The sequence below is a fragment of the Bacillus sp. S3 genome (genome assembly GCF_005154805.1).
GTDB lineage: Bacteria > Bacillota > Bacilli > Bacillales > Cytobacillaceae > Neobacillus.
Genome location: NZ_CP039727.1, coordinates 1,076,800 through 1,102,237, shown reverse-complemented (window position 1 = coordinate 1,102,237; position 25,438 = coordinate 1,076,800). Strand labels below are relative to the sequence as shown.

Sequence of the window (25,438 nt, the reverse complement as noted above, 5' to 3'; positions counted from 1 at the left end):
CAGAAGTCGTGTTAAACGGCTGCCGGCTATGATAAGAGGAATCTTCACAACTTCCACACAAGTTCGCTACAACTTCTACATAAGTATAGATTAATATAAAGATAACTTAATTAAGAAGTGGTTCGAAGAGCTCATTTCTTAAAACTTCCCATAATTTGATTGGTGTTTAGACAACACCAATCCTTTTTTTTGCAAAAAAAAGGATGCCGCCACAGGTCTCCTGGGGCATCACTAGCAATTAATACGTTTTTGCAAATGACTGGCTCTCAACATCAAATGGATTTTCTTCGATTTCAAATCCTAGGTCTTTGATGAGTTGATAGTCAGCATCGGCACATTGTCCATCAGTCGTTAAATAGTCGCCGACAAAAATGGAGTTGGCAATAAACAACCCTAAATTTTGCAGGGAACGCAGGTTGAATTCGCGGCCTCCAGAAATGCGGATTTCCTTTGTCGGATTGACAAACCGGAATAGGGATAAAATTTTTAAGCAGCGAATCGGCGTTAGGTCATCGAGATTCTCAAGCTTTGTACCCTTAATTGGATGAAGGAAATTCACCGGAATGGAATCGGCATCAAGCTCCTTTAATGCAAAAGCCATATCTACAATATCCTCGTCGGTTTCACCCATCCCACAGATAACACCGGAACATGGAGAAATTCCTGCCTTCTTTACATTTTCAATTGTCTGGACTCTGTCGTCATAATTATGTGTGGTCGTTATGTTTTCATGATGGTTCGCACTTGTATTGATATTATGATTAAACCGATCTACACCCGAGGTTTTCAGCCTTACTGCCTGTTCTTCTGATACTAGCCCCATGCAGGCACAAATTTTGATTTGCTCTACCTCATTTTTAATATCTTGAACCGCAGAAATGACGGTCTCTACTTCTTTATTGGTCGGTTTCCTGCCGCTCATCACGATGCAATATGTACCAATTTTATTTCTTTTCGCTTCCTTGGCACCCTCGACAATCGTTTGTTTGCTGATCAGGGTATACCGATCAATTTCTGTTTTTGCATTAATCGATTGAGCACAATAGCCACAATCCTCTGGGCAAAGGCCGCTTTTAGCATTGATGATTAAATTTAACTTTACCTTCTTTCCATAATAATGCCTGCGAATTGCATAGGCCCCATTAACGAGTGATAAAATATCCTCATCCTTAGATACTAATATTCCCTTTGCATCTTCCTTTGTAAGTTCATACCCTTCAATCACATTCCTTGCCAGCTTAGACCAATCCATACCATCACCTCATTTAATTGTTAACCATATTAACTGAATAGTTAACAATTAAATTATAAATTACACAAACTAGAATGGAAATAACTTTATCACCAGTTGGACATTTTAGGAAAAACGACCTACTCGGTTCAAAACAATCTTCACAACTTCCACACAGTTTTCCCTCAAATTCTCCACAAGTTTTTCTTATGATAAGAGTAACTTAATTAAGAAATAAGTTCATAAGAGCTCATTTCTTAAAACTTCCCATAATGTGATTGGTGCTGACACCAATCTATTTTTTTTGCCTTCCTGCCCCTATAAGAAAAAGGCCGCATCAAGGCCGCCTTAAAATTTCTCAACTTTTTTTGCTTAACTGCTACTTCACATTTCTGATATTTGAAAACGGAAAAATGACAAATTCACTTTTTCCGACAATGGCTGTTTCCTTGATAAAGTCTAAACCATTACGGCTATCCATGCTTTTTAACCGATTATCTCCCATAACGAAATAGTGCTTAGCCGGTACAATGATTGGACCAAAATCTCCTGTTAGCAGACTCCCCCTTTTCTCAGCATCCTTACGATTTTCAGTCAGGTAGGATTCTTTAACGGGCACACCATTAATCAATAATTCGTCATCGTTCATTTCAAGCTGATCACCAGGAGTACCAATGATTCTTTTTACATAATTTTCAGTTGGCCCCTTAATAATCACAACGTCCCCTCTGTTGAAACTTGTCACATAGTTCATTTTGTTCACAAAAATCTTCTCTTGATTATGTAACGTCGGTTCCATCGATGCACCTTCTACCATATACGGAGAAAATAAAAATGTTCGGATCACAACGGTAACGCCTACCGCGATCAACAATGACTTTCCCCAGCCGAGAATCTCCCTTTTTGAGTTCGAACTAGTCATCTTCAACAACACCTTTCTACTCTATCCATTTGGAACGTACTGATATTAATACTATTCTATACCAAGCCGTTAAGACCTTTTAAAAACCACACCTTTTTTTTAAAAAATCAACCACCACATTTTGTGGTGGCTGATGCTTTCGTTATTAGTTGACCCCTACCTGTGTCCAAGCAGATGCAACGGCATTGTATTGTGTGCTGCCTGTACCGTATAAATCGGCAGCCGCCGCGAGTAATGAAGCGCGTGCATCGCTAAAGTTGCTCTTCGGTGAAAGATATACGGTTAGGGCGCGATAATAGATTTTCTCTGCAACAGAAGTTCCCAATTTAGAAATCGTTAAGTAGGCAGCTTTATTTGGAATACCACTGTTTGTATGAACACCTCCATTATCAGAAGTCGTATTTACATAATTACTCATATGATCCGGCTGGCCATAAAGAGTTGGGTTTAACATACTTCTTAAGGCATCGCCTGCTTTTTTCGGCGTATATACATCTTCCCCAATTAGATAGTCTGCTTTATCAAGGAATACTCCGAATGTATCCGAGATCGATTCATTCAGGGCACCTGATTGATACTGGTATTCTAATCCCGCCGTTCTTTCTGTTACCGCATGGGTTAATTCGTGGGCAATGACATCAAGGGAACCGGACAGTGAAGTAAAGGTTGTTCCATCGCCATCACCATACACCATCTGCGAACCATTCCAGAAGGCATTGTTATAATTTCTCCCATAGTGCACTGTCGAGCGAAGCGTGGCACCCTTGCCATCAAAACTATTTCGATTAAACGTATTTTTATAATAATCATAGACAACACCAGCATAGTAGTGGGCATCTACATCCGCACGCTGTGAAGTTGCGTTAAAATTATTATCAGGGTCAACAGAATAATTACCTGGCAGACGAGATAAATTTCCGGCTGTCCGCGTTTCAATCACACCTGCCATTGGCTTGGTCGTATCATACAAATAGTAGGTGCCGCCTGAATAATATGTGTTAAGTGTTTTCGTATCCCCTAGAACGCCGACCCCGGTACCAGCATCATTGACGGCATTATAGGAATCTAGCACATTCCCATTGACAGCATCCACATATACTACCCAATTTGCCGGGTATGGCTGAATGAATTGCAGATTCGTTTTGTAAGCAAGATAAAAGTCATTTTCCTTTTTATAAACGACTAATTCTGCCTTTTCTACTGTATCCTCAAACTTTTTTCCATCAAGGCCTGCTTCTGCATTAGTTTCTGTTTCTGCTTTGGTGACGTTAATTTCTTTCCACGCCCGATCAAGAGCAGATTCTTTGGCAACCTGTGCTTTTAGTTTTCCTTTAAAATAATTGGATGCTTCCGGGAACACGTCCCCATTTACAGCGGTAACCATCCCATTTTTATCGGTATGCACCTTAAATGTTGCCCCATCCACTGGGATTCCCTGGACAGACTGAACAAAATTATAGTGGGTGCTGCCAAGCTCGTCTGTGTCTACTTCAAGCAAGGTCAAATCTTTGTCGGTATCTAATTGATAGAGTTCTTTATTTTCTTTTAAAAATTGCTTAATGGCATCTTTATTTTTGTGAGCTTTAGTTGATAATTTTCCATGGACGAAGGATGGGACAGCTTGTCCTTTCTTCCAATTCACCTTTGCATCCTTCCCAAACTGCTTCGCTTCCTTCTGAACCATAACATTGTACGGAATCGTATTTGCTGCAGCCGCAATTGGTAAGACAGACCCCATTGTTAATCCTAATGCTAAAACAAGTGACGTTCTTTTCTTCATCCTTCCCAGCCTCCTATTAATATATTTGTATTTCCAGTTACAAAAAATATCATAGCACGCTAGAATCATTTGCATAATTGGGAAAAAAGTGATTGATAGAAGGCTAGAAACTACGGGCAAATTCAGTTATTCTAGTAAAAATCCCAACGTCAATATAGAGATAACGTTGGGAAATTAATCTATTATTTTTTTACGCGTTACATAGTGAATAATTTTTCACTAAATGTCATCGATTGAACAATTTATTCCAAAAGCCTTTTTTTGCCGGCTGAGACTCTTGTTCCGCATTCGATTGCGGCTTTGAATCCTCAGGTTGAAGGATCCCTTTTTGCTTTACTTCCTTTAACCAGCTTGGGAATTCATTTAACAACGCATCGTAAAGCTGATCATCTGAAACCTTATCAATATCTTCAATATGCAAAAAGTTAGCGTTATCTACCACTCTTCCTTCCAGGGTGTCTAACTTTCTTAGAAAATCAAAATTACCATTTCCAATGCCAACAAATTGCCAAAATACTGGGTATTTAGCGGAGCTTTCAATTAGCGGCTTAATTGTTTTTTTGCAGCCCCCGTCATTAATGAAAACAATATAGGCAGGATCCTTTGACGGATCCTCTTCAAGATACTTTCTTAGTACATCCTTCATCACGGGCGGTTCATCATTTCTGCCAAATTTATGTACCAACTCATCCTTCAGAATAATTCGGTCCACATAACCAGCGAAATCCCTCTCGGTTACAGGCTTTAATCTAGAAAATTCATTATCATACACCCATACATCTAAGACACCATCATCATCAAACTGTGAGGCCATCGCTAATATTCGTTCGACAACCCGTTGCACTGTACCATTTTTATATAAGTTTCTCATTAATCCTGTGATATCTAGAACTAGTCCTACTCTAGCCGTTACCTTTACTAGATTCTTTTTTTCCAGCACAATCTTTACGCTCTTTTTCTGTAAATCAATTGTCGCCATTTTTTCTCCCCCTAGTTTTTTGCAAAATAAACTATTTTATAATCATTATAGTATTCTAAGTTTAATGAAATCCAATATTATCCTTACATGGATTTCTATTTACGAAATCCACTGTTGTTTTACCTGTTTTTTAATCTGCAAGCACCTCAAGAACGACTTCATCGTATTTAACCCTTTTTTCTAACTTTCCCTACTATGATTAACAATAATGGTATAAAAAGCCCAAAAGGGAGGGAAAAAGCTGTCCACCATTCGGCTTGTTGATCTGACTCGACAATATTCTTATTAATAAAAAGCGAGAGCACAAGCGTGATGAACCCTAGAGGAAAGGTTAAACTTTTATATTCCTTTACTTTAAAAATTTGGCCCATACATAAAACCGAGCCATAAAAATAAACAGTGATTTTAATATACATAGTAGTGAACCAAATGAATGCCATTATCGCTTCTATCCGCTGCCAAAAGCTAGCAATATTAATATTAAGTGCTAGGACATAGGTGACAAATTGCTGATTTTTAGCAAAAATTGTTCCGAAACATAATATACTTACTAATGTAACAATTGTTAATGCACTTCCCCCTAATACTGTCCCAAGCAAAAAGGATTTTTTAGCTTTTATGGGTTGGTTTACTGCAGGAAACACCATTAAAAACAAAACTAATTGCAAATATGGGGTTCCAAGGTTCCTTACTGCATTTGCCATTACAGGTTTCATTCCATTTCCTAATACGGGTTGCAGATGCTGAAAATGAATCATGGGGGAAATCGATAGGATAAAAATGAGAAAAAGTACAAATATAAATGGAAAGAAAATTTCTATTGCCCGAGAAAAGGTCTCAAGACCATAACGGACACCTATTATTATAATGACGATTAGAAGAATATGAATGGCTAGCAATGGTGTCTCCTGAAGAAGTTGTATGATAACAAAATCACCCATTTGCCGGATAAAAACAGCGGTACTAAGAAAAAAATAGGTAAAATACAAAAGGGAAATTAACATCCCAAGCCACTTTCCCAATATTTTTTCGCTATATTCTGCAAAGTTCATATTCGGATAATTACTTCCTAGTGTATTAAACAGAAATACAAGGAATAGACCCAGCCCGACAGCAAGAATACTAACAAGCCAGGCATCTTGTTTCGCACTTTGTATTAAACCTGAAGGTACATACAAAATACTGCCGCCGACTATAAATGTTGCAACCATTATTGTAAATTGATGAGGTGAAATTTTACCCTTTTCAAGCATGATTGTTCCTCACTTTGCCCATGGGGATTTTAGGCTTATTCCACTTTATTAATAGGCGAATTATTAATTGTACCAGTTTGCCTGATTTCCATATCAACCTCAACGGTAACAGGCATCTTTGAAAACGTCTGATCCCAATTCTTTTTATACTTTTTCCAATCATTTGGTTCAGAACGAAAGAGTGCTTCACCAAATCCGAAAATATCAGATCGAAAGTTATTTTGAGCGTGTTGTATTGTCGTGTTAATAATTTGTGTAAGGTTTTTTTCTGATTCTTTTTCCAAATAAGAAATAGATGCTGGATTGGTTAAATCCAGTCCTTTACATTCAATTTCTGCGACATTTCCTTGAACTTTAAGCTTTATAGATCCCCGTGGTTCTCCCTTACTCATCTTTGTATTTATTTTGGCTTTTGTGTCAACCACCTCAATGACTGCTTTACCACCATCTGGACATATTACATTTCCTACACTGCTCTTCACTTTCCCTAAGGCAAAATGAACCGCTCTACTATCTCTTTCATTCATCCATCCAATCAATTTATCTTGTTTAAATATTGCCAATCCTTTATATTGCAGAATTGCTTTCGGTTGTGTTTGCTCTACATTCTTAGTCGTTTCACCCTCGCTTACTTTCCCTAGTATTTCAACTCCCGTTAAAATAGGGTTAATACCATCACTCACCATGTTCGAAACAAGTTGAACTAGTGTAACACCTTCAGTTGGAGACCAGGATTTCGCCGATACCTCAAGTGAAGCAAATAAACTATTTGCTGGAATTTTTTCTAATGGAGTTAAAACTTTTAACACATCTGCGGCGCTAGAATTCTTGGTCACTGTTATATAAAAGTCATTTCGTACTTCTGAATCCCTTAAAAGCGCGTCAATTATATCTCCTATACCTTTTTTTGCTACTTCTTCTCCAAAGATCAATATTCGTAAGTGGGCAAAATACAGTTTTCTTGGGGCAACAGTTGTAATTTTTCTTACTGCTTCAAATAATGTCTCTCCCTTACTTTGATATACTACCACCGGTGTTTTGCCGCTGCCGCCTTTCTTAGAGGCAATTTCACTTGGATTTACTACTTGCGCTGTTATAAGATATTGCCCATTTTCTTGATCAATCCCCAATCCTACTACAATGGACAGTTCATTTAATTCCCTTCTGTTCCAGCAGCCAGTCAGGAGGATCAACGAGCTGAAAAATATGATCAGTAGTTTTTTTCGTTTCATCTAATTCCTCCCATCCAAAACCAAGCTTCATAAATAGACGATAATTATATTAAAGCAGGTTAGTCCCTCATCATATTTAGCGGAGAGTTTTTAATCATTCCTATATCATGTATTTGAACAGTAACCTCTAAGTCAACAGGCATTTTTCTAAAAATTTCTATCCAGTCCTTCTTGATCAAATGCCAATATTTTGGATCGTTGCGCCGGACTGCTTCACCAAAACCAAATGGATCGATTTTATATTTCTTTTGTGAAGCCTGTAAGGCACTGTAAATTTCTTGTTGAATAATTTTCTCAGTTTTTATTTCTAACTTCCTTATTGTTTCTGGTTTGCTTAAATCAAGTGTCTCACATTGTACCCCCCCAACTATCGCCTGGGATATCATCTTTATTTTCCCTTTTGGATGTTGACCTTTAACTTTTGTTGTTAAATCTGTTTTTGTATGAATTATTTCAATGTTGGCATTTCCTTTTTTAGGGCAGGGTATTGTTACAACAGTACTTTTAACTTTCCCTAAAGCATAGTTGAGACCTTTGCTCTCGTCTTCCGTTAACCACACTGCTAATTTATCCTTTTTAAATATTCCAATTGCATCATATTTTAAGATCGTTCCTGTTTTAGATTGCTGTAAACTCTCCAGTTTTCCTCCTTTTTGTACATTTCCGATAATCAATATACCAGTTAATTTGGCATTCATCCCTTCACTTGCTAAATCTAATTTCAATTGATCCATCGTAATTGGCATAGTTGGTGCCCATGCTGTCTCAGAAGCTAGAAGCGATTCATATAATTGTTGGACTGGTATTTTCTCCATGGCAGGTAATACTTTTAAAACATCTCCTGCTTTACTATTTTTAGCGATGGCAATATAAAAATCGGTTCGCATCTCTGGATCCCTCGATAAAAAGTCTAACGATTTTCCTATCCCCTTCTTTGCTGCTTCTTCTCCATACACGAGAATACGAAGATGGGAAAAATATAATTTCCGTGGTGAAACGGTCGTTATTCTTCTAATGGCCTCAAACAAGGTTTTCCCTTTTTCTTGATAAACAACCACAGGTGAATTTCCACCGCTTCCTTGCGATGCAGCAATTTCTCCAGGATTTACGACTTGTGCAGTCACAATGAAATGGCCGTCTGCTTGGTCAATCCCCATTCCAACCACAATAGCCAGTTCATTTAATTCTTTACGGTTCCAGCATGAAGTCAGAAGAATCAGTGAACAGATTGAAACAATTACAAGGAATTTTCGATTCATCCCATTACTCCTTTAAGCTTTAAAGCTAGTTATATACTCCCCAAAAGTTGGACTTTTAAGCAATAATATGTAGCAATAAATGTTAGACTTTTTGGGAAAAATACGTTGATGAAATAAAAATAAAAGGAGTAGTCCAAATGTTCGGTGTTGCTGGAACCATATTGGCAGCCATTTTTATGGTTGCTTTTGAAATTCCTACCTTATGGAAAAAAAAGTTAGTAAAAGAATTATGGGTATTTTCTATTTTAATGATTATTGCTGTTGGATTAGGCATTGCACATAGTTTACATTGGAATATTCCAAACCCCCTTAATGGGATTAGGATGGTTTTGCAGCCATTAAGTGATTTTATATTCAGATTGCTGAAATAGGTGTGATGAAGAATTATGATAAATAACATTAAGATAAGCCCACGTCAATTTGCAATCCTTGTTATTTTATTTTCTGTAGGTACGACTATTTTAACGATTCCAGGAAGTCTTGCTCATGAGGTTAAACAAGATGCTTGGATTGCTTCTATAATTGGCACTTGTATTAGTTTTTTGATGGTTGCATTATACATCGCAATAGGGAAGTTGTTTCCGGCGATGACCCTAGTTGAAATCATGGAAACACTTCTTGGTAAATGGGTAGGTAAGACCGTTTCTCTTTCATTTGTTTACTTTTCATTTCTTAATGCATCGGAATTATTAAATTTTGTAGGCTATTTCATGACCACTCAGATCATGCCTGACACGCCAATTGAGGCAATCCAAATCATATTTGCCTGCATCTTAATTATGGGAATTAGTCTTGGTCTGGAAACGCTGGCGCGGTCTGCAGAAGTGTTATTTCCTTTATTTTTATTTTTATTCTTTTTACTAGTGATTTCGGTTTTATTAACACCTGATTTATGGACGTTTAAAAACATCCAACCCATTATGAATTCAGAAATTAAACCAATGATACGAGCTGTCTTAATATTTTCGGGTGTTTTCACCTTACCATCGATTGTATTATTGATGATTTTTCCTATTTCAGTGAATCAACGAAAGAAAGCTGAAAAAAATTTTTATATTGCCATAGGCATAGCGGGAGTCTGTTTCATTATCCTGATCACATTAACACTGTTAGTCTTAGGACCTGAGACTAGCTCCAGACAAATGTATCCAAGCTATGCGTTAGCTAAGGAAATAAAAGTAGGGGAGTTTTTGCAACGAATAGAAGCCATATTAGCCATTATATGGGTAATAACCATTTTTTTTAAGATGTCGATTTATTTTTATGCATCCATCATTGGGTTTGTACAAACCTTGAATATAAAAGATTATCGGCCACTAATGTTACCCTTAGGAATGATTCTGGTCATTATTTCCTTGTTAGTACACCCTAATGTCACACATTCAACAAGATATGACAAGGATATTTGGCCAATTTATGCTTTACTATACGGAGTTGTACTCCCTATTCTCTTATTAGTGGTATATTCAGTAAGGAAAATAATACATCATAAAAAACATAAGAAAATATGATACAGCTGCCTTCTAAAAAGGCAGCTTTTACTGATTTAAAAATGGCCAATCTAGTTATTTTTGTTCCGGTTTGGGAGCAGGGGTGTCTTCACGTGTTATATTTGTTTGACTGATTAAACGGGGGCGTGTACCCATTGCCCATCTTGGGAAGCGAAAAATGGCATCCTTTTGATCTTCTTTAATAAAGGGGCCGAATGGTGCCATATACGGCACCCCAAATGAACGCAGACTGCACATATGAAGAACCAAAGCAATCAATCCTACAATAATTCCAAATAACCCAAATGACGCGGCAATTGCCATGAATGGGAAGCGTAACATCCTGATTGCAATGGATAATTCATAATTACTGACAATAAAGCTTGCGATCGCTGTAATAGCGACAACGATCACCATTGCAGCAGACACGAATCCAGCATCAACAGCTGCCGAGCCAATGACAAGTGTTCCAACGATGGATACCGCTTGGCCAATTGCTTTCGGCATTCTAAGACCGGCTTCACGTAATATTTCAAAGCTTACTTCCATCGCAAGTGCTTCAATAAAAGCTGGAAACGGAACACCTTCCCGCTGGGCAGCAAGAGTAATCAGCAATAGTGTTGGCAGCATTTCTTGATGAAAGGTTGTAATAGCAATATAGAAAGAAGGGGCTAACAATGCGATAATAAAACCAACATAACGCAAGATACGAAGAAGCGTTGTAATATCTGCCCGGTTATAATAATCTTCGGGTGATTGTAAAAACTGCGAAAACATGACAGGTACTGTTATAACAAAAGGAGTGCCATCAACGAGGATGGCAACACGTCCCTCAAACAGATCGGCAGCGATGGCATCAGGTCGTTCCGAATGATACATGGTAGGAAAAGGTGTCCAAATACCATCCTGAATTAATTCCTCGATATAACCAGATTCTAAAACACTGTCAATCTTTATGCGATCAAGCCTTTTACGCACTTCCTTGACAATTTTCTCATTGGCAATACCTTTTATATACATGATGGAGAGGTTAGTTTTTGATACTTTTCCAATTTTCCTGGATTCGATCCATAGGTTATGATCTCTAATTTTCCTTCTTAGTAACGCTGTGTTGACCCTTATATTTTCTGTAAATCCTTCTCGTGGTCCCCTGATCGTCGTTTCAGTCGTAGGCTCCTCTACTGACCGTTCTTTTCCGCCCTTCATTTCAATTGCAAAGCCTTCCGTATATCCATCAAATAAAAGAATGACTTTTCCATTTAAAAGGGAATCCAGCAGATTGGTTAAATCACCAATATCTTGAATGTCTCCGACTGTTAATACACTTTCTTTTAAATAGGGTAAAAGATTTTCTCCAGTGCGTCTTTCTTTTTCAACATCGGCTGTTCGAAAATCAATCATTAACGTTTCCATAATGAAGTTTTGAGTAGATTGACTATCAACCAAGCCGTCTGTAAAAATGATGCAAACTCTGATTTTATCTCCCTGACCAATTCTAATTTCCCTCAGGATAATATCATCACTGTTTCCAAATAGTTCTTTAATCTTTTGAATGTTATCCGTTAAACTCCGTTCTAAATATTCATTACCTTCTGAGGATCCCTTCGGCTGAACTGGTTGGTTATTTGCCTTCTGTTGTAAATCTGCCCACTTGTTTTTAATCTTATTTTTACTTTTCATTTTAAAAAAATTCAAGGTTATTCCCTCTTATTCCTACTATTATTTAACGTTATTATTTCCTCATAAAATAAGCATATTCAATAAAAATGGAGCCTTCCTATTTATTTATTAGAAGATGACGTAAGTAGTAGGTTTAATTTACCAGCATGAAGATAAAAATAATAAATGAAATTTTTGTTTTTAGGGAAGGAATTAACGAAATGGAAAACGCGAAGATTGATTCGAAGCAACTATTTTCTCTCATGTTTCTATTTCAATTGGGAACCGGAATTGTTACAAGAATGGGAATGCAAGCGAAACAAGATGCTTGGATATCGATCACGATCGGCATGATTGGCGCGTTGATGCTATTCTACTTTGTTTACTTACAGATATTCAAACGGTATCCTACACTCCCTTTTACCGGTATTTTAGAAAATGTATTTAGTAAATATATTGGACTTCCACTCGGCTTAGTGTATATTGGTTATTTTTTCTTTGTAGCTTCATTCAATCTTCGGCATTTAGGGGATACGATGGGAACCTATATTTTAGCTGAAACACCTATACCTGTTATTATGTTCATCAGCCTCTTATTGGTTTCTTATGCTTGCTATTTAGGCATTGAAGTGTTGGGGAGGACAGCGGAAATCTTAATTGCCGCAATGGCAGCCTTCGGGATCATAGGTAACTTAACCGTCCTTGCTTCCGGAATAATAAAACTGAAAAATGTACAGCCTGTGTTAGAATTCGGCTGGCTCCCAGTACTAAAACAGGCTATACCCTTAATAATCTTTTTCCCTTTTGGAGAAATCTTTCTTTTTCTTATGTTGTTCCCATACTTAAATAAGCCTGAGCTAGTAAAAAAACCAGGTTTATTGTCAATTTTGTTAAGTGGTTTAGGTCTTTCCTGGACCTTTCTTCTAAACATTAGTGTCCTTGGTGCAGGGGCACAGAATGTTGAAATTCCGTTGCTTGCTGCGGTTGAAAAGATTAATGTAGGCAATATTATCGAGAGGATGGACTCCATCGTTGTCGGCACATTTGCAGTTGGATTTTTCTCAAAAATATTCCTCTATGTTTATGTAATCCTGATTGGATTAACCGATATTTTTAAGTTTAAAAGGTATCAGCCATTGATTTTCCCAGTCGTTTCCATCATCTTTATTATCTCGATTGTAGGGGCAAAAAATAAAGTGGCCTATCAAAATTTTTTTTATTATCAAATGCCATATTTAATTGGGTTTCCACTTTTAGTAGGAGTTCCTGTCATTGTCCTTTTGATGATTGGGGTTCGAAGCCTATTTGGTAAATCAAGATCTACTATACAAAAGTAATTTTAAGGGATAGATGATTCATGATGTTAAATTGGATGCTAATATTGGCTGCTTCACTATTTGGTTCCGTACTTACATGTATCTGCTTGTTGTTTTTTGCGCGTCCGATGATAAAGAGATTTATCGGCGTTTTTACCAATATTTTGATGAAGGATCCATATGAAGAAAACATTTGGGAAATGGTTGTAGCTTTAACTCGTTTGGATCCAAAGATCGTGATTGAAAATAGTTTAAGGGCTACAAATGGAGGGGTGATTGAAAGACCATTTGGAACTCCGAGGAAATTCTTAAACTTCGACGGTCTGATTTTTTCCCCTGCACAATTAGCGACGCTTCCCTCCCATGAGGATACTCAAGTAGTCATGCAGACGGTGATTGGGCCTAAGGCTAAAAAACCGTTGACGATTGATATGCCTATATTAATTGGGGCTATGGCGTATGGACTAGGTGTGAGTGAAAAAGTAAGGCTTGCGCAGGCAATGGGGACAGCTGTTGTTGGAACAGCATGTAATATTGGCGAAGGCGGCTTTTTGCCTGAAGAAAGAAAACGAGCAAAATATATGATCGTTCAATATCATTCAGCAAAATGGGGGAAAAACCCTGAGGTATTAAAACAGGCCGATGCCATCGAAATCCATATTGGACAGGGTGCCTCTGCTGCAGCACCAGCAAGAATACCCCCTGAAACCTTACAGGGTGAAGCCCGGGATATGCTGGGATTAGAACCTGATGAAACAGCAGTTATTCCAAGAAGATTTGACGAGATTAACAATCCAGATGATTTAAAGAATTTAGTACAAAAGCTTCGAAAAATGACAGGCGGCATTCCAATTGGTATCAAAATCGCCGCCGGAAACAGGCTAGAGGAAGATATAGAAATTGGAATACAAGCTGAAGTTGATTTTATTTCCATTGATGGGGGGCAGGCAGGGACAAAAGGATCTGCCCTTATTATTCAGGATGATTTCGGACTGCCAACAATTTATGCGCTTACTCGAGCCGTACAATTTTTAAACAACAGAGGTGTGAAGGACCAAATTAGTTTGTTGATCGGAGGAGGTTTTTTCACACCTGGACACTGTTTAAAGGCACTAGCACTGGGGGCGGATGCTGTTTTCATGGGGACTGCTGTATTATGGGCGATGACCCACTCCCAAGTAACAAAGGTTATTCCTTTTGAGCCGCCAACCACTTTGGCATGGTACGCAGGGAGATTCTCTGAAGAATTTGATGAAGAGGAAGCAGCCTATTATTTGGCAAACTTTTTAACCTCATTTTCTGAAGAAATGAAAGTGGCTGTGATTTCTTTAGGGAAAACAGATGTTCATCAAGTGAACACGGAGGATCTTGTCGCATTGGATCAAGTAACGAGTGATGTAACAAAAGTACCTTTAGCTTATGAAAAGTAGGGTGAGTTTTGATGGATATTCCGCATTTCTTTCAGGATGTTTCAAAAAATTGGATCATGAAGCAATCGTGGAAGAATTTATTATTTGCTCATTGGCCCATTCCCGTGGATGTAATCCGGCCGTATGTTCCAAAACCGCTGCAGGTTGATACGTTTGAAAGATATGCGTGGATTGGTGTTGTCGCTTTTGTTATGGATGGTATTTTTTTACGCGGATTGCCGGGGATGCCGTTATTTGCAAAGTTTCCGGAAATCAATGTCCGCACCTATGTCCATTTTAATGGCAAACCGGGTGTCTTTTTCTTATCACTGGATGCACCGCATTGGGTAACCTATACCCTCGCAAGGAAATGGTACCGCCTGCCGTACTTTTATTCACAAATACATACCCAACAAGACCAACCTGAATTTTATTATCATAGTTTAAGAAAAGATAGAAGAAGCTCTTTCCCAGCAAGTTTTGATGGAAAGTTTATGGCTTCGTCCGATGTATATTTTTCGAAAAAAGGTATGATTGACCACTGGCTGACAGAGCGCTATTGTCTTTACAGTGTAGATGCAAAGGGAAATATTTACCACGGTGAAATTGACCATACCCCATGGCCATTACAAAATGTGGAAGCCGCTATCTACCAAAATACCCTTATTGCACCTTTTAAGATTGAACTTCCGAGGATGCAGCCGCTTTTTCACTTTTCGGCTGGAGTTGATTCTATTTTTTCGAATATAAAGAGAGTACAGAAATGAGCCAGCTCATAAGGGTGATGATCCTAACAATGATGGTTCATCCCCAGGCTGCTTTTAATAACTGAACCCCTTGTTCTATTTTTTCCTCTGTTAAACCGCCAAAACCTAATAACACCATCGGCTTTTGATCAGGATACCCCCCCTCATAATAAACAGAGGTTGGGTACACTTTCACTTTATATTCTGCTGCCCTTTCAATGAGTTCTCTTTCTGATAGATGATTATGGAAGCATAATAATATGTGCAGCCCTGCCTCATCACCGATAATCTGAACATGGTCGCTCAGATATTTTTCAATGGATCGAATCAATGCCGTTTGCTTCTTCCGATAGACGGTTCTCATTTTATTTAAATGCCGTTCCCAATGCCCATTCAACATAAATTGCGAAAGTGTATGCTGGTGGAGCCTGGAAACAGTCTGTTTATAAATCGTAAAATGCTGGTTATATTTTTCAAGCAAACTATCAGGTAAAACCATATAACTTATCCGAATCGAAGGAATCAACGATTTTGAAAATGTCCCTAAATAGATCACTTTACCGTTATGGTCTAATCCTTGCAACGAAGGAATCGGTTTCCCCTTATAGCGGAATTCACCATCATAATCGTCTTCAATAATATACCGCCCCTCCCCCTCGGCCCATTGTAATAATTCCATTCTCCTTGAAATCGGCATCACCATCCCATTTGGAAATTGGTGTGAAGGGGTAACATAGGTGACATTTGCCTTACTTTTAACTAATTGTGTGAGATTAATCCCTTCTTGATCGAGTGGAATTGGCTTTAACCTCACTCCTTGATCTTTAAATACCTCTCTTGTTCGATGGAATCCCGGATTCTCCATAGAATATATCCTATCTCTCCCGATGACAATCGTTAACAAACTGATTAAATATTGCGTTCCGGCACCAATAATGATTTGATTGGCTTCACATCTTACACCTCTTGATTGATACAAATATTTTGCAATTGCCTCCCGGAGCGGTAATTCTCCCTGTGGGTCACCATTTAAAAAATAGGAACTTTCCTCTTCAAAAAGACTCTGTACCGTTAACTTTCGCCAAATGGGATAGGGGAAATGTTCTATCGCGACTGCGCCATGACTAAAATCAACGTCATACTGTATGTTTTCATCTTTTATTTCCTTTGTCATGTTGGCAACATCGTGCATAGGAAGAAACAAATCACGATTTAGTTCCTTCACATAAACCCCCTTTCGCTGCACACTCTCAACATATCCTTCTGCCAGCAATTGTTCATATGCTGTCTCAATCGTATTTTGACTAATTCCAAGATGAAGAGATAGCTTCCTCTTAGAAGGCAGCTTTTCTCCAGGTTCAATTTTTCCCGCTTGAATTTCCTTTTTAATTAAGTTATAGAGTTGAATATACAATGGATCCCGACTCTCGTAATCCAAATCCAACATGATCTCTAACACACCCATCGCCTCCACACATAACATTATCTGGTATGGTTAATTTTATTATATCTGACCCTTTTGAGCATATCAGTTTTTTCCTATAATCATAGATATAAAGCTGGAAGGGATGATGTGATCGATGAGTATTTCAAATGGTAAAGGAATCTATTTTACGATGGAGGCAGCTGTTACTGCCGAGGAATTATCAGATGTGTTCAAAAAGTCCGGGATCAGACGCCCTGTTGATGACCTGCCCCGCCTGCAGCGAATGATTGAACATGCTGATTTGCTCATTACCGCTTGGGATGAGCAAAGATTGGTAGGTGTTGCTAGGGCAGTCACAGATTTTAGCTATTGCTGCTATTTATCGGATTTAGCAGTGAACAAGGAGTATCAAAAACAGGGAATTGGAAAAGAACTCATAAGGCTGGTACAAGAACAAATTGGCGATGAAGTAGTATTATTGCTTCTGTCCGCCCCCGCTGCGATGGATTATTATCCGCGAATTGGATTCGACAAAGTCGAAAATGGCTATATCATTCCGAGGAACAAGTAAAAATAGTACCCTTTAGATCCTGTCATATCTCAAACTAGGAAGATATGACAGGATTATTTGTTCATTCAATCACTTTTAAGCTGCTGACTTTCTGCAAACCAAATGAGAGCATGTTGTTCCATTTCCTTCACAAAATATTTTTTTGCTGGACTATAATCACTTGTGTTTTCGAAACGATTAGCCAATTCTTCTTTAAAATGGCTGTACTTTGCAACTTCTTCCGGATGAGCCCGTAGATAATCCCGAAATACTACATGTCGTTCAATCTGAGGATTATTAAATTGGTAAAAATGAATATGGTGAGTTCTGTTTTCCCCGCCTTTTCTAAATAACCTTCTACCTGTAATGCCCCATTCACCAGCAACATCATAGCCCAAATATTCCATTCGGGGGTTGAATTCATCCACCTTATTGATGTCTTTCACAATACACATCATGTCGATAACAGGTTTTGCCTTCATGCCTTGAACTGACGTACTGCCAAAATGTTCAAATCTGATGACCATATCACCAAATATTGTTTTCAGAAATTGAGCCTCTTCTTGAAACATTCGATGCCAATCTTCACTAAAATCGGTAAGTCTAATTTTCATTTCATTTTCCCCCTTTTTTATATAATTCTGTACTTTAAATGATCTGACAATAATACAAATTGATAAAACACTTATTTACGCTACATTTTAGGGATTACACGAAACTTTCTAAAGTAAAAAACAGTCAATATTTACGAGGGATTTTTTAGGTAATTTCACAATTGTATTGCAAAATCTTTTTGATTTTTCAAAACAATTAACTTTCCAAAATATAGTATTTTCATTATAGTAGATTAGTAGCAGGAATTTCTACCAACGGAGAGGAATGTTCAGATTGAATAAAATAAAAAAGAAGAAAAAAGAGAATGTTCCTTTTAGAATAAACATCCTTTTCTTTATTGTCTTTCTATTATTTTCAACACTAATCCTTCGACTGGGAACGTTACAGATTGTTTTTGGAGAAAATTTTCAGCGGGAGATAGACCAAAAGGAAATTGTCCCCATAAATACATCTGTTCCTCGGGGTAAAATTTACGATACCAACGGAAAATTAATAATTGGAAATAAACCTTTAAAAGCTATTAGTTATACACGTTCTAATTCGGTTACAACAGCTGAAATGCTAAAGATCGCCAAAAAATTAGCCACACTCATCAGTAAAGACTCTGAAGATGATTTCAAAGCCATTACAAAGAGAGACCGTCAAGACTTTTGGATCCTGACACATCCCAAATTAGCCACTGCCAAAATCACCAAGGAGGATAAAGACAAACTAAGGAAAAAAGAATTGGAGCAGAAAGAGTACGATCAAGAAATCTATGATTTAACTAGGGAAAGAATTACAGATGAAGAGTTACATTCTTTTTCTAAACAAGAGCTGGAGGTATTAGCTATCTTTCGGGAGATGTCCAGCGGGTCAGCTTTATCACCACAAATTATCAAAAATAAGGATGTTACTGATGAAGAATTTGCAGTAGTAAGTGAAAATCTCGATTCCTTGCCTGGAGTGAATACGACGACGGATTGGGATAGGGAATTTATATTAAAAGATGCGGACGGGAATGGACCTTTAAGCTCCGTTTTAGGAAAGATTACAAGTGCAAAAGAAGGCTTGCCAAGAGATAGTCTCGATTACTTTTTAGCAAAGGGATATAGCCGAAATGATCGTGTTGGAAAAAGTTATATTGAAAAGCAGTATGAAGAGGTTTTACAAGGTCAAAAGGAAACGGTTAGAAATGTAACAGATAAATCAGGAAACGTATTGGAATCTGAAGTATTTAAAGAAGGAAGCAGCGGGAATGACCTTGTTTTGTCTGTTGATATTGACTTTCAACAAAAGGTTGACGGGATTGTTCAAGATAAACTGAGTAAAGCAAAATCCGGCCAAAAATACATGGATCGAGCGTTAGTATCGGTTATGAATCCAAAAACCGGGGAAATGCTCGCCATGTCTGGAAAACAATATGTAACAGATAATGAAACGAAAAAAACGGAAGTAAGAGATTTTGCCTTAGGAAACATGACTACTTCCTACTCAATGGGTTCTGTCGTAAAAGCAGCAACAGTATTAACTGGATATCAAACAGGAGCAATCGTTCCATGGCAGCAACTATATGACCAACCATTGCGGTTTAAGGGTACACAAGTTAAAAAATCATGGAACATGACTGGCTTCGGCTCCATTAATGATTTATATGCTTTAAAAAGATCATCGAATGTATATATGTTCTTAACTGCGATGAAAATCGGCGGACAACAGACCTATATTCCAGATGGACCGTTAAGTATTGACAAAGTGGCAGCGATAAACACATTGCGAAAAAACTTTGCTCAGTTTGGATTAGGGGTTAGGACGGGCATTGATCTCCCTGGTGAACAAACAGGATACGGTGCCGGACAAATACCACCGGATGCCGGTAAAGTGTTAGACTATGCCATTGGACAATATGATACCTATACGCCATTGCAACTTGTTCAGTATATTTCAACGATCGCAAACGGCGGATTTCGGATTCAACCGCATCTGGCAAAAGAAATTCGAAGACCGACTAGTAATTCGGAGGAACTCGGTCCTATATTGCAAGAAGTACATCCGACGATACTAAATAAAATTGATATGAAAGAGGCTTGGGTAAAGCATGTTCAAGAAGGTTTAAGGCTTGTCGTCAATGATTCGCAAGGGACAGGTTACGGCTCAATCAAAAATAAACAATATAAGATTGCCGGAAAAACAGGAACAGCCCAGGCATTATATGATGGACCTTTAGGCGGCCATCCCATGCTATGGAATGTAACATTTGTTGGTTATGCCCCATATGACAATCCTGAAATTGCCATTTCTGTCGTTGTTCCTTGGTCTACGACGGATAAGACACATACAAATTTAGAAATTGCCGATGAAGTGTTTAAAGCGTATTTTGATTTAAAAGCAGCTCGATTGACACAAGGATCAGACACATCGAATGTTTCTCAAAATGAGGAAAACGATAATTGATATTTTTATCCAAATTAAAAGGGCTAGCAGGGGCTAGCTCTTTATTAATTCCTTCGTAATCTCCATTAATCCCAATCATTGTGAGTGTAATACTCTTTTAAAGATATAGGTTGCATTTATAGCTTTTTCATATTCTTGTATTGCTGTTGTGCTTTGAAACTAAAGACGAAACAAAGGACAATCAGAATTGGAAATGCCGTCCAGGCAAACCCTCTAAAGAATGCAAACGGCGTTTCAAACAAAAATGACTCCCAGAAGGCTGAACCCTCCTTTTCCCATAATCCCGGTGTCAAGTAAAGTTGTTTCGGGTTTAGGAAAGCCCCTGTGTCGATGGCATTCGTCATCACTAATGCAGCAAATATTGGCAGATAGCAAGCAGCTAATGACATGTACATGTCTGAAAGTCTTTTATATCTGCCCGCCTTGGAATCGATATCCGAAAAAATATCCTCATCCGCCATATTACTGACCCTCTTAAAATAATGTGTTCCAGAACCCTTTGTCCCGGCAACATGCTTCCAACCGCAATTTTCAAATAATGTAATGTAATCAACAAAATCGGCTTGTTTCTTAAATATACGATAATCTATTTTGATATTTGAATTTTCAGGCTTAGCTTTATGAAATTTATACCCCATTGACTTGCCAACTAGTTCATACCCTTCAGCAGCCATCTGATTCAACCATCTTTCTTCCTTCTCGAGATCTAAAAAGTATTTTAATTTCCTCATCATAATCCCCTCTCGTTTTTAAATGCATCATCCGTTATACGAATCATATGCCTCATTCTTTCTGCATCCAACCGCAGTATGTTCTTTCCCTTATCTGTAATGAGGTAGACCTTCCTGCGACTATCCCCACTTTCGACTGGCTGAATAAATTTAAGTTTTAGTAGGTTTTCTATTGCCCCGTATAAGGTACCAGCAGCCATTCTCACTTGGCCTTCGCTTAGCTCTTCAATCTTTTGCAAAATTAAATATCCATGTGCCGGTTCCAACAATGACAATAGAATGTAATATACTGTTTCAGTAAGTGGAATATCCTTTTCCCTTTTCATCTAAATTTCTCCTATTCGTAAAGTTCACTTTATACAGTTCAACTATATAGTTTCATTTTATACAGTTTAACTGTATAAGTCAACAAAATCTTTTCCAATAAATTGCCAATAAAAATACCACTTGAGATTCCTATCTCCAAGTGGCAATCACTTTTTGGTATTCACCTGCATAGCAGATTTACCGATTTTCCCCTTTTAAATAAGGGTCCATTTTCTTATTAATCATCCAATTCCCTGCTAAAAACAGGGCAATACCAATGACGATTGACCATAAACCCAATTTGCTCAAATAAATATTTCCAATGAATATGATGAGCAAAAGCCATCCAAATTTAAGAAACCAGTAGATGAAATACATTAAGTTCGCCCTTTCAAAAATCAACTATAGCTCTATATTCACTGAAATGGATCAAATTTTCAATTCATTTGTTCTATAGGTCATATTACATAAAATAACCCAAAAATGACCGGCCAAACGTTTTCAGATTAATTATGTTTCATATGTCCCTTTTAGTGTTTCTGGAACAACCGCCGATAACAAAGGATAGAATGGAATTAGCGAAAAAGAAAGAAGGTTAATATCCCTCTTTCTTTTTCCATTTAACGCCGATAAGGCCGGCCGCATGTGAGGGATGTTTTCACTTTCATAAAGTCGTGCATAAGTGCAGCTTTTCTTCCCTTATCTGTAAATCTATTCTTTTTAGTTCGGAGGCACTCAATAAATTCGGCATCACACTGACAAGGTGAAACACCACGGCTTAAACAGCGGTCATGTCTTTGGCAGCAGGCATCTACGTCATTGATCGGTGCTCCTGGTCCGCTGCACCCTGGCCCGCACCATCGGTAACCTGGAAAAACACACAAAGAAAATGGGCTTTTTCTTCTCCTATTTTGCATATCAACCACCTCCCAATATGAAATATCTTTACTACTAAATTATGAATTTCTACTCAATTTGTAATGGCAAATTCCCCACTCCATGTCCATTTAACAAGAAATAATAAAGATTCCTATTTTCAGATAATAATAAATCTGATATAACTAACTTAAAGCCCAAAGAATAATAGGCGAATGGTCAATCATCAAATGTTTATTCAAAATATCCAACCTGGCATAAACATAAGGCTGCACCTTATGTTTTTTTAGCACAAAAACCAGTAGAATAGTACTATACATATTGGAGGAGTAGATCCTTTTGACTCTCATTCGCTTTCTACGCAAATGCTTAAGAAATAAATTTTTCATTTATCTACTGATGGCCATAATCCCTTCCGTAGTGATTAGTACAGGGATAGCACAACACCAAGTAGGAATGGCAGAGGTCCAGTATAAAAGCCAAGCTTCAGAATACGCTAACTTCCATGCGATGAACACCGAGAATTTTCTAGGTGAAACCGTCGGCAGATTGGAAATGCTTGCGACCTTCATTCAAAGCCAACATAAAAATCTAAACGATGTAAAAAATATCCTTCAAGAAACAACAGGAAAGGATCCTCGTTTTTCAGGATTTTATTGGGCGGATACCAACGGGGATTTATTATTCAGCACAAATCCAACAACTAATAGAGTAAATGTCAGCGATCGATCCTATTTTCAACAAGCCGTAAGCACAAGGAAAACCAGTGTTTCGGATGCACATATCGGACGTATCACTGGACGTTTTATCATCTCGATTGCCACTCCCGTTGTCCATCAAGGAGAGGTTAAAGGGGTTCTGGTTGCCAGTCTTCGGTTTGACGAAATAGAAGCTGAAATAAAAAGCTATTTAAAAGATGAAATGATTATTGTCAAGGATGGTACTGATAAGATATTAATAAAAGCAGGCTCTGTTCCAGGAGAACATTCTGCAGAGTCCAGTATGAGGGTAGCCATGGTACCTTGGAAGATTTCAGTTTTCATTCCATACGACCATGATCATATATTTTGGCAAAACTTTTCACTTAATCTCATCATTCTGTTAACAATCACAAGTATCTTATATTTATCAGTGCAATATTATATTTTAAAAATAAAGGTAAAAAAGGAGAAGGCACAGACGGAAATACATAAATTGGAGCTAATCGGCAATCTTGCGGCCAGTACGGCTCATGAAATAAGGAATCCACTAACGGGTATTAAAGGATTGATCAAGCTGCTCAGCGAGGAATATCTTGATAAGAAAGCTCAAGCTTATTTCGAGGTCATTCAAACTGAGATTGACCGGATTAATGCGATTGTTAGTGAAATGCTTGTTCTCGGAAAACCTACAGCCTATAAACATAACACGTATAATGCCAATGACATTCTTGCGGAAATCGAGCCAATTATTCATTCGGAAGCTAATTACACGAATGTAGAATTCCTGGTCGATTATCACCCTGAAAATCTGCCAGTTTCTTGTGTCAAGGATCAATTAAAGCAAGTCATTCTAAATTTAGCAAAAAATTCTTTGCAGGCAATGCCTCATGGTGGAAAATTATCAATAAATCTTGAAAAACAGTCAGATTCCTGTAAAATTACAGTGGCCGATAATGGCGTCGGAATGGACAAGGACCAAATAAATCAGGCCTTTACCCCCTTCTATACATTGAAAAAGGATGGTTCCGGCTTAGGTTTAACAGTCTGCAAAAGAATCATTGACTCCTATAGTGGAACTATTGTGATGAACAGTATTCCTAGTAAAGGTACTCAAGTCGTCATAACACTACCCTTAGCGGGCGAAAAATAGAACAGCAGTAAAAAATCGCAAGGACGCGCCTTGCGATTTTTTACTGCTGTTCTTTTGAAACATTCCCACTGGCTTAACAAATGGAGCTGACCGTATTTCTGCCACAGTTTTTAGAGCGGTATAGTCCCTCGTCTACCCTGCTTAAAAGTGAATCAATCGTGTCGTCTTTTCTAGAATTTGTTACACCGAAACTCGCGGTAAGACCACCTGCCCCATGAAAACAATGTGCTTCGACCTTTTCCCTGAGAAACTCAGCAAGATTTACAGCTTCATTACCTAATGCATCGGTGATGACAATAAATTCTTCACCGCCCCAGCGGCCTAACATGTTACCCTTTGGCAAGTTAAGTTGGATCAGTTCAGCTAACTCTTTTAAAACAGAATCGCCAATTTTATGCCCGTAACGATCATTAATCCTCTTAAAATAATCCAGGTCAAAAAAGATGATGGAGAAACACCTGTTCATTTCTTGGCAATCGTTCAGCTTATTTTCCAGCCATTCATCAATACGGTAACGGTTGGCAATCCCAGTTAAAGCATCCACATAAGCATGCTTTTTAAATATTTCCGCTGTGGCATATGCCCTAAACATATGCTTGGCATATACAAGAACAACAATATAGACAAAACTGGCGAAATAAAATTGAAATAAGGAATCAATTGATTCTATGGAAAGCCGCTCCAATTGCATGATTCCATCTGCCAAAGTAAGGGCTGATATACCTATCGAAAAATATAATCCCCGCTTGGTTCCCAGCGTTAAGAAAATAAACATAAAGTAAATCGGCATCCAAATAATAAAGTCGCCTAAAGACCCGCCCATTTGAAGCAGGTATGTATGGACGGCGTCAAAAAAAGTGGTGACATGATATACACTGATCAACGCCAAATTGGAATACTCACAAAACCGCATAAAACGATTCTTATATAGTAGAACCCAACTGATGGCAAACCAAACAGTGAGTGTGTTATTCATAACAAAATTGAGTTTGTTTTCGGCATAGCCATTTTGCATGAGTGTATTTAAAATAAGGGCAATCAAAATACACGGAATGACCCACAAGTATACGCTTCTCTTAAGTTCATCAAGTGATTCAAATTGTTTAAACATCGGCTGATCATCCCCCCAACTAATCAAAGTCGATTAGTCCAACCCAAATCCTTAAGAAAAAATGTTTCTATATAACTACTATTTTAATTAAAATTTTCTTGTTTTTATATAGCTTTCTTGCTTAAGGATTGTAGTATTTTTGACTATATTCACTTTTTTAACGGGAATGAACTTGTACACTGAATTAATGAAATACAAATTCTAAATTGACTTTTTGCGGCGCGGCTCAAGATTTGCCTACTATAGTCATTTCAACTAAATTA

At 37.9% G+C, this 25,438-nt stretch carries 22 protein-coding genes; 8 read left to right on the top strand and 14 right to left on the bottom strand.

Translation table 11 applies throughout. The annotated features are described in order from the left end of the window. Positions 1–238 precede the first annotated feature (238 nt). From bioB to FAY30_RS05115, 7 genes are all read right to left on the bottom strand, one after another. A complete protein-coding gene (gene bioB, locus FAY30_RS05145; RefSeq protein ID WP_149868872.1) occupies positions 239–1,252 on the bottom strand; it encodes a biotin synthase BioB in 1,014 nt (337 codons plus the stop codon). 358 nt (positions 1,253–1,610) lie between these two features. Continuing rightward, positions 1,611–2,153: a signal peptidase I gene (gene lepB / locus FAY30_RS05140; protein ID WP_149868871.1), complete on the bottom strand. Its 543-nt coding sequence runs from the start codon at positions 2,151–2,153 to the stop codon at positions 1,611–1,613. Positions 2,154–2,298: 145 nt separating this feature from the next. Further along, on the bottom strand, positions 2,299–3,933 hold the full coding sequence (locus FAY30_RS05135; RefSeq protein ID WP_149868870.1) for a M4 family metallopeptidase: 1,635 nt from the start codon (positions 3,931–3,933) through the stop codon (positions 2,299–2,301). Positions 3,934–4,159: 226 nt separating this feature from the next. Continuing rightward, positions 4,160–4,912: a vWA domain-containing protein gene (locus FAY30_RS05130; protein ID WP_149868869.1), complete on the bottom strand. Its 753-nt coding sequence runs from the start codon at positions 4,910–4,912 to the stop codon at positions 4,160–4,162. 167 nt (positions 4,913–5,079) lie between these two features. Then, positions 5,080–6,165: a GerAB/ArcD/ProY family transporter gene (locus tag FAY30_RS05125; RefSeq protein ID WP_149868868.1), complete on the bottom strand. Its 1,086-nt coding sequence runs from the start codon at positions 6,163–6,165 to the stop codon at positions 5,080–5,082. Between the two features lie 35 nt (positions 6,166–6,200). Beyond that, the gene (locus FAY30_RS05120) at positions 6,201–7,397 is read right to left on the bottom strand and encodes a Ger(x)C family spore germination protein (RefSeq protein ID WP_149868867.1); all 1,197 of its coding nucleotides are present in this window, start codon (positions 7,395–7,397) and stop codon (positions 6,201–6,203) included. Between the two features lie 59 nt (positions 7,398–7,456). Continuing rightward, a complete protein-coding gene (locus FAY30_RS05115) occupies positions 7,457–8,656 on the bottom strand; it encodes a Ger(x)C family spore germination protein (protein ID WP_149868866.1) in 1,200 nt (399 codons plus the stop codon). A 137-nt stretch (positions 8,657–8,793) separates the two neighbouring features. On the opposite strand from FAY30_RS05115, the gene FAY30_RS05110 reads away from it, so the two are divergent. Both FAY30_RS05110 and FAY30_RS05105 read left to right on the top strand, forming a co-directional pair. Next, on the top strand, positions 8,794–9,027 hold the full coding sequence (locus FAY30_RS05110; protein WP_149868865.1) for a hypothetical protein: 234 nt from the start codon (positions 8,794–8,796) through the stop codon (positions 9,025–9,027). Positions 9,028–9,042: 15 nt separating this feature from the next. After that, positions 9,043–10,167 carry a GerAB/ArcD/ProY family transporter gene (locus FAY30_RS05105; RefSeq protein ID WP_149868864.1) on the top strand — a complete coding sequence of 375 codons (1,125 nt, stop codon included), beginning with the start codon at positions 9,043–9,045 and terminating at the stop codon, positions 10,165–10,167. A 54-nt stretch (positions 10,168–10,221) separates the two neighbouring features. Here the strand turns inward: FAY30_RS05105 and FAY30_RS05100 are convergent, their stop codons facing one another. Then, positions 10,222–11,841, bottom strand: coding sequence for a spore germination protein (locus FAY30_RS05100; protein ID WP_223820901.1), 1,620 nt, complete (start codon positions 11,839–11,841; stop codon positions 10,222–10,224). Positions 11,842–12,026: 185 nt separating this feature from the next. Between FAY30_RS05100 and FAY30_RS05095 the strand changes: the two genes are divergently transcribed. Genes FAY30_RS05095 through FAY30_RS05085 form a run of 3 tightly spaced genes read left to right on the top strand, consistent with a single transcriptional unit; the run spans position 12,027 to position 15,297 of the window. Continuing rightward, positions 12,027–13,142 carry a GerAB/ArcD/ProY family transporter gene (locus FAY30_RS05095; RefSeq protein ID WP_190284823.1) on the top strand — a complete coding sequence of 372 codons (1,116 nt, stop codon included), beginning with the start codon at positions 12,027–12,029 and terminating at the stop codon, positions 13,140–13,142. A gap of 20 nt (positions 13,143–13,162) precedes the next feature. Continuing rightward, a complete protein-coding gene (locus FAY30_RS05090) occupies positions 13,163–14,551 on the top strand; it encodes an FMN-binding glutamate synthase family protein (RefSeq protein WP_149868862.1) in 1,389 nt (462 codons plus the stop codon). A gap of 11 nt (positions 14,552–14,562) precedes the next feature. Next, positions 14,563–15,297, top strand: coding sequence for a YqjF family protein (locus FAY30_RS05085; protein ID WP_149868861.1), 735 nt, complete (start codon positions 14,563–14,565; stop codon positions 15,295–15,297). Between the two features lie 37 nt (positions 15,298–15,334). Here the strand turns inward: FAY30_RS05085 and FAY30_RS05080 are convergent, their stop codons facing one another. Next, complete coding sequence (locus FAY30_RS05080; RefSeq protein ID WP_149868860.1) at positions 15,335–16,735, bottom strand: MocR-like pyridoxine biosynthesis transcription factor PdxR; 1,401 nt, start codon at positions 16,733–16,735, stop codon at positions 15,335–15,337. A 121-nt stretch (positions 16,736–16,856) separates the two neighbouring features. On the opposite strand from FAY30_RS05080, the gene FAY30_RS05075 reads away from it, so the two are divergent. Then, entirely contained in the window at positions 16,857–17,273 is a 417-nt protein-coding gene (locus FAY30_RS05075) for a GNAT family N-acetyltransferase (RefSeq protein WP_149868859.1), read from the top strand. Positions 17,274–17,338: 65 nt separating this feature from the next. Here the strand turns inward: FAY30_RS05075 and FAY30_RS05070 are convergent, their stop codons facing one another. After that, entirely contained in the window at positions 17,339–17,866 is a 528-nt protein-coding gene (locus FAY30_RS05070; protein ID WP_149868858.1) for a GrpB family protein, read from the bottom strand. 274 nt (positions 17,867–18,140) lie between these two features. Between FAY30_RS05070 and FAY30_RS05065 the strand changes: the two genes are divergently transcribed. After that, positions 18,141–20,300 carry a peptidoglycan D,D-transpeptidase FtsI family protein gene (locus tag FAY30_RS05065; RefSeq protein WP_149872604.1) on the top strand — a complete coding sequence of 720 codons (2,160 nt, stop codon included), beginning with the start codon at positions 18,141–18,143 and terminating at the stop codon, positions 20,298–20,300. Positions 20,301–20,416: 116 nt separating this feature from the next. On the opposite strand, the gene FAY30_RS05060 is transcribed toward FAY30_RS05065, so the two are convergent. The 3 genes from FAY30_RS05060 to FAY30_RS27465 all read right to left on the bottom strand — a co-directional run bounded on the left by FAY30_RS05060 (position 20,417) and on the right by FAY30_RS27465 (position 21,715). After that, a complete protein-coding gene (locus FAY30_RS05060; RefSeq protein ID WP_190284822.1) occupies positions 20,417–21,034 on the bottom strand; it encodes a DUF2812 domain-containing protein in 618 nt (205 codons plus the stop codon). After that, positions 21,031–21,357, bottom strand: a complete 327-nt coding sequence (locus FAY30_RS05055) for a PadR family transcriptional regulator (protein WP_149868856.1) — start codon at positions 21,355–21,357, stop codon at positions 21,031–21,033. Before FAY30_RS05055 ends, FAY30_RS05060 begins: the two co-directional genes overlap by 4 nt. A 178-nt stretch (positions 21,358–21,535) precedes the next feature. Further along, the gene (locus tag FAY30_RS27465; protein ID WP_223820900.1) at positions 21,536–21,715 is read right to left on the bottom strand and encodes a hypothetical protein; all 180 of its coding nucleotides are present in this window, start codon (positions 21,713–21,715) and stop codon (positions 21,536–21,538) included. 837 nt (positions 21,716–22,552) lie between these two features. Between FAY30_RS27465 and FAY30_RS05045 the strand changes: the two genes are divergently transcribed. Continuing rightward, complete coding sequence (locus FAY30_RS05045; RefSeq protein ID WP_190284821.1) at positions 22,553–24,064, top strand: ATP-binding protein; 1,512 nt, start codon at positions 22,553–22,555, stop codon at positions 24,062–24,064. Between the two features lie 73 nt (positions 24,065–24,137). Here the strand turns inward: FAY30_RS05045 and FAY30_RS05040 are convergent, their stop codons facing one another. Beyond that, entirely contained in the window at positions 24,138–25,175 is a 1,038-nt protein-coding gene (locus FAY30_RS05040) for a GGDEF domain-containing protein (protein WP_149868853.1), read from the bottom strand. Between the last annotated feature and the right edge of the window lie 263 nt (positions 25,176–25,438).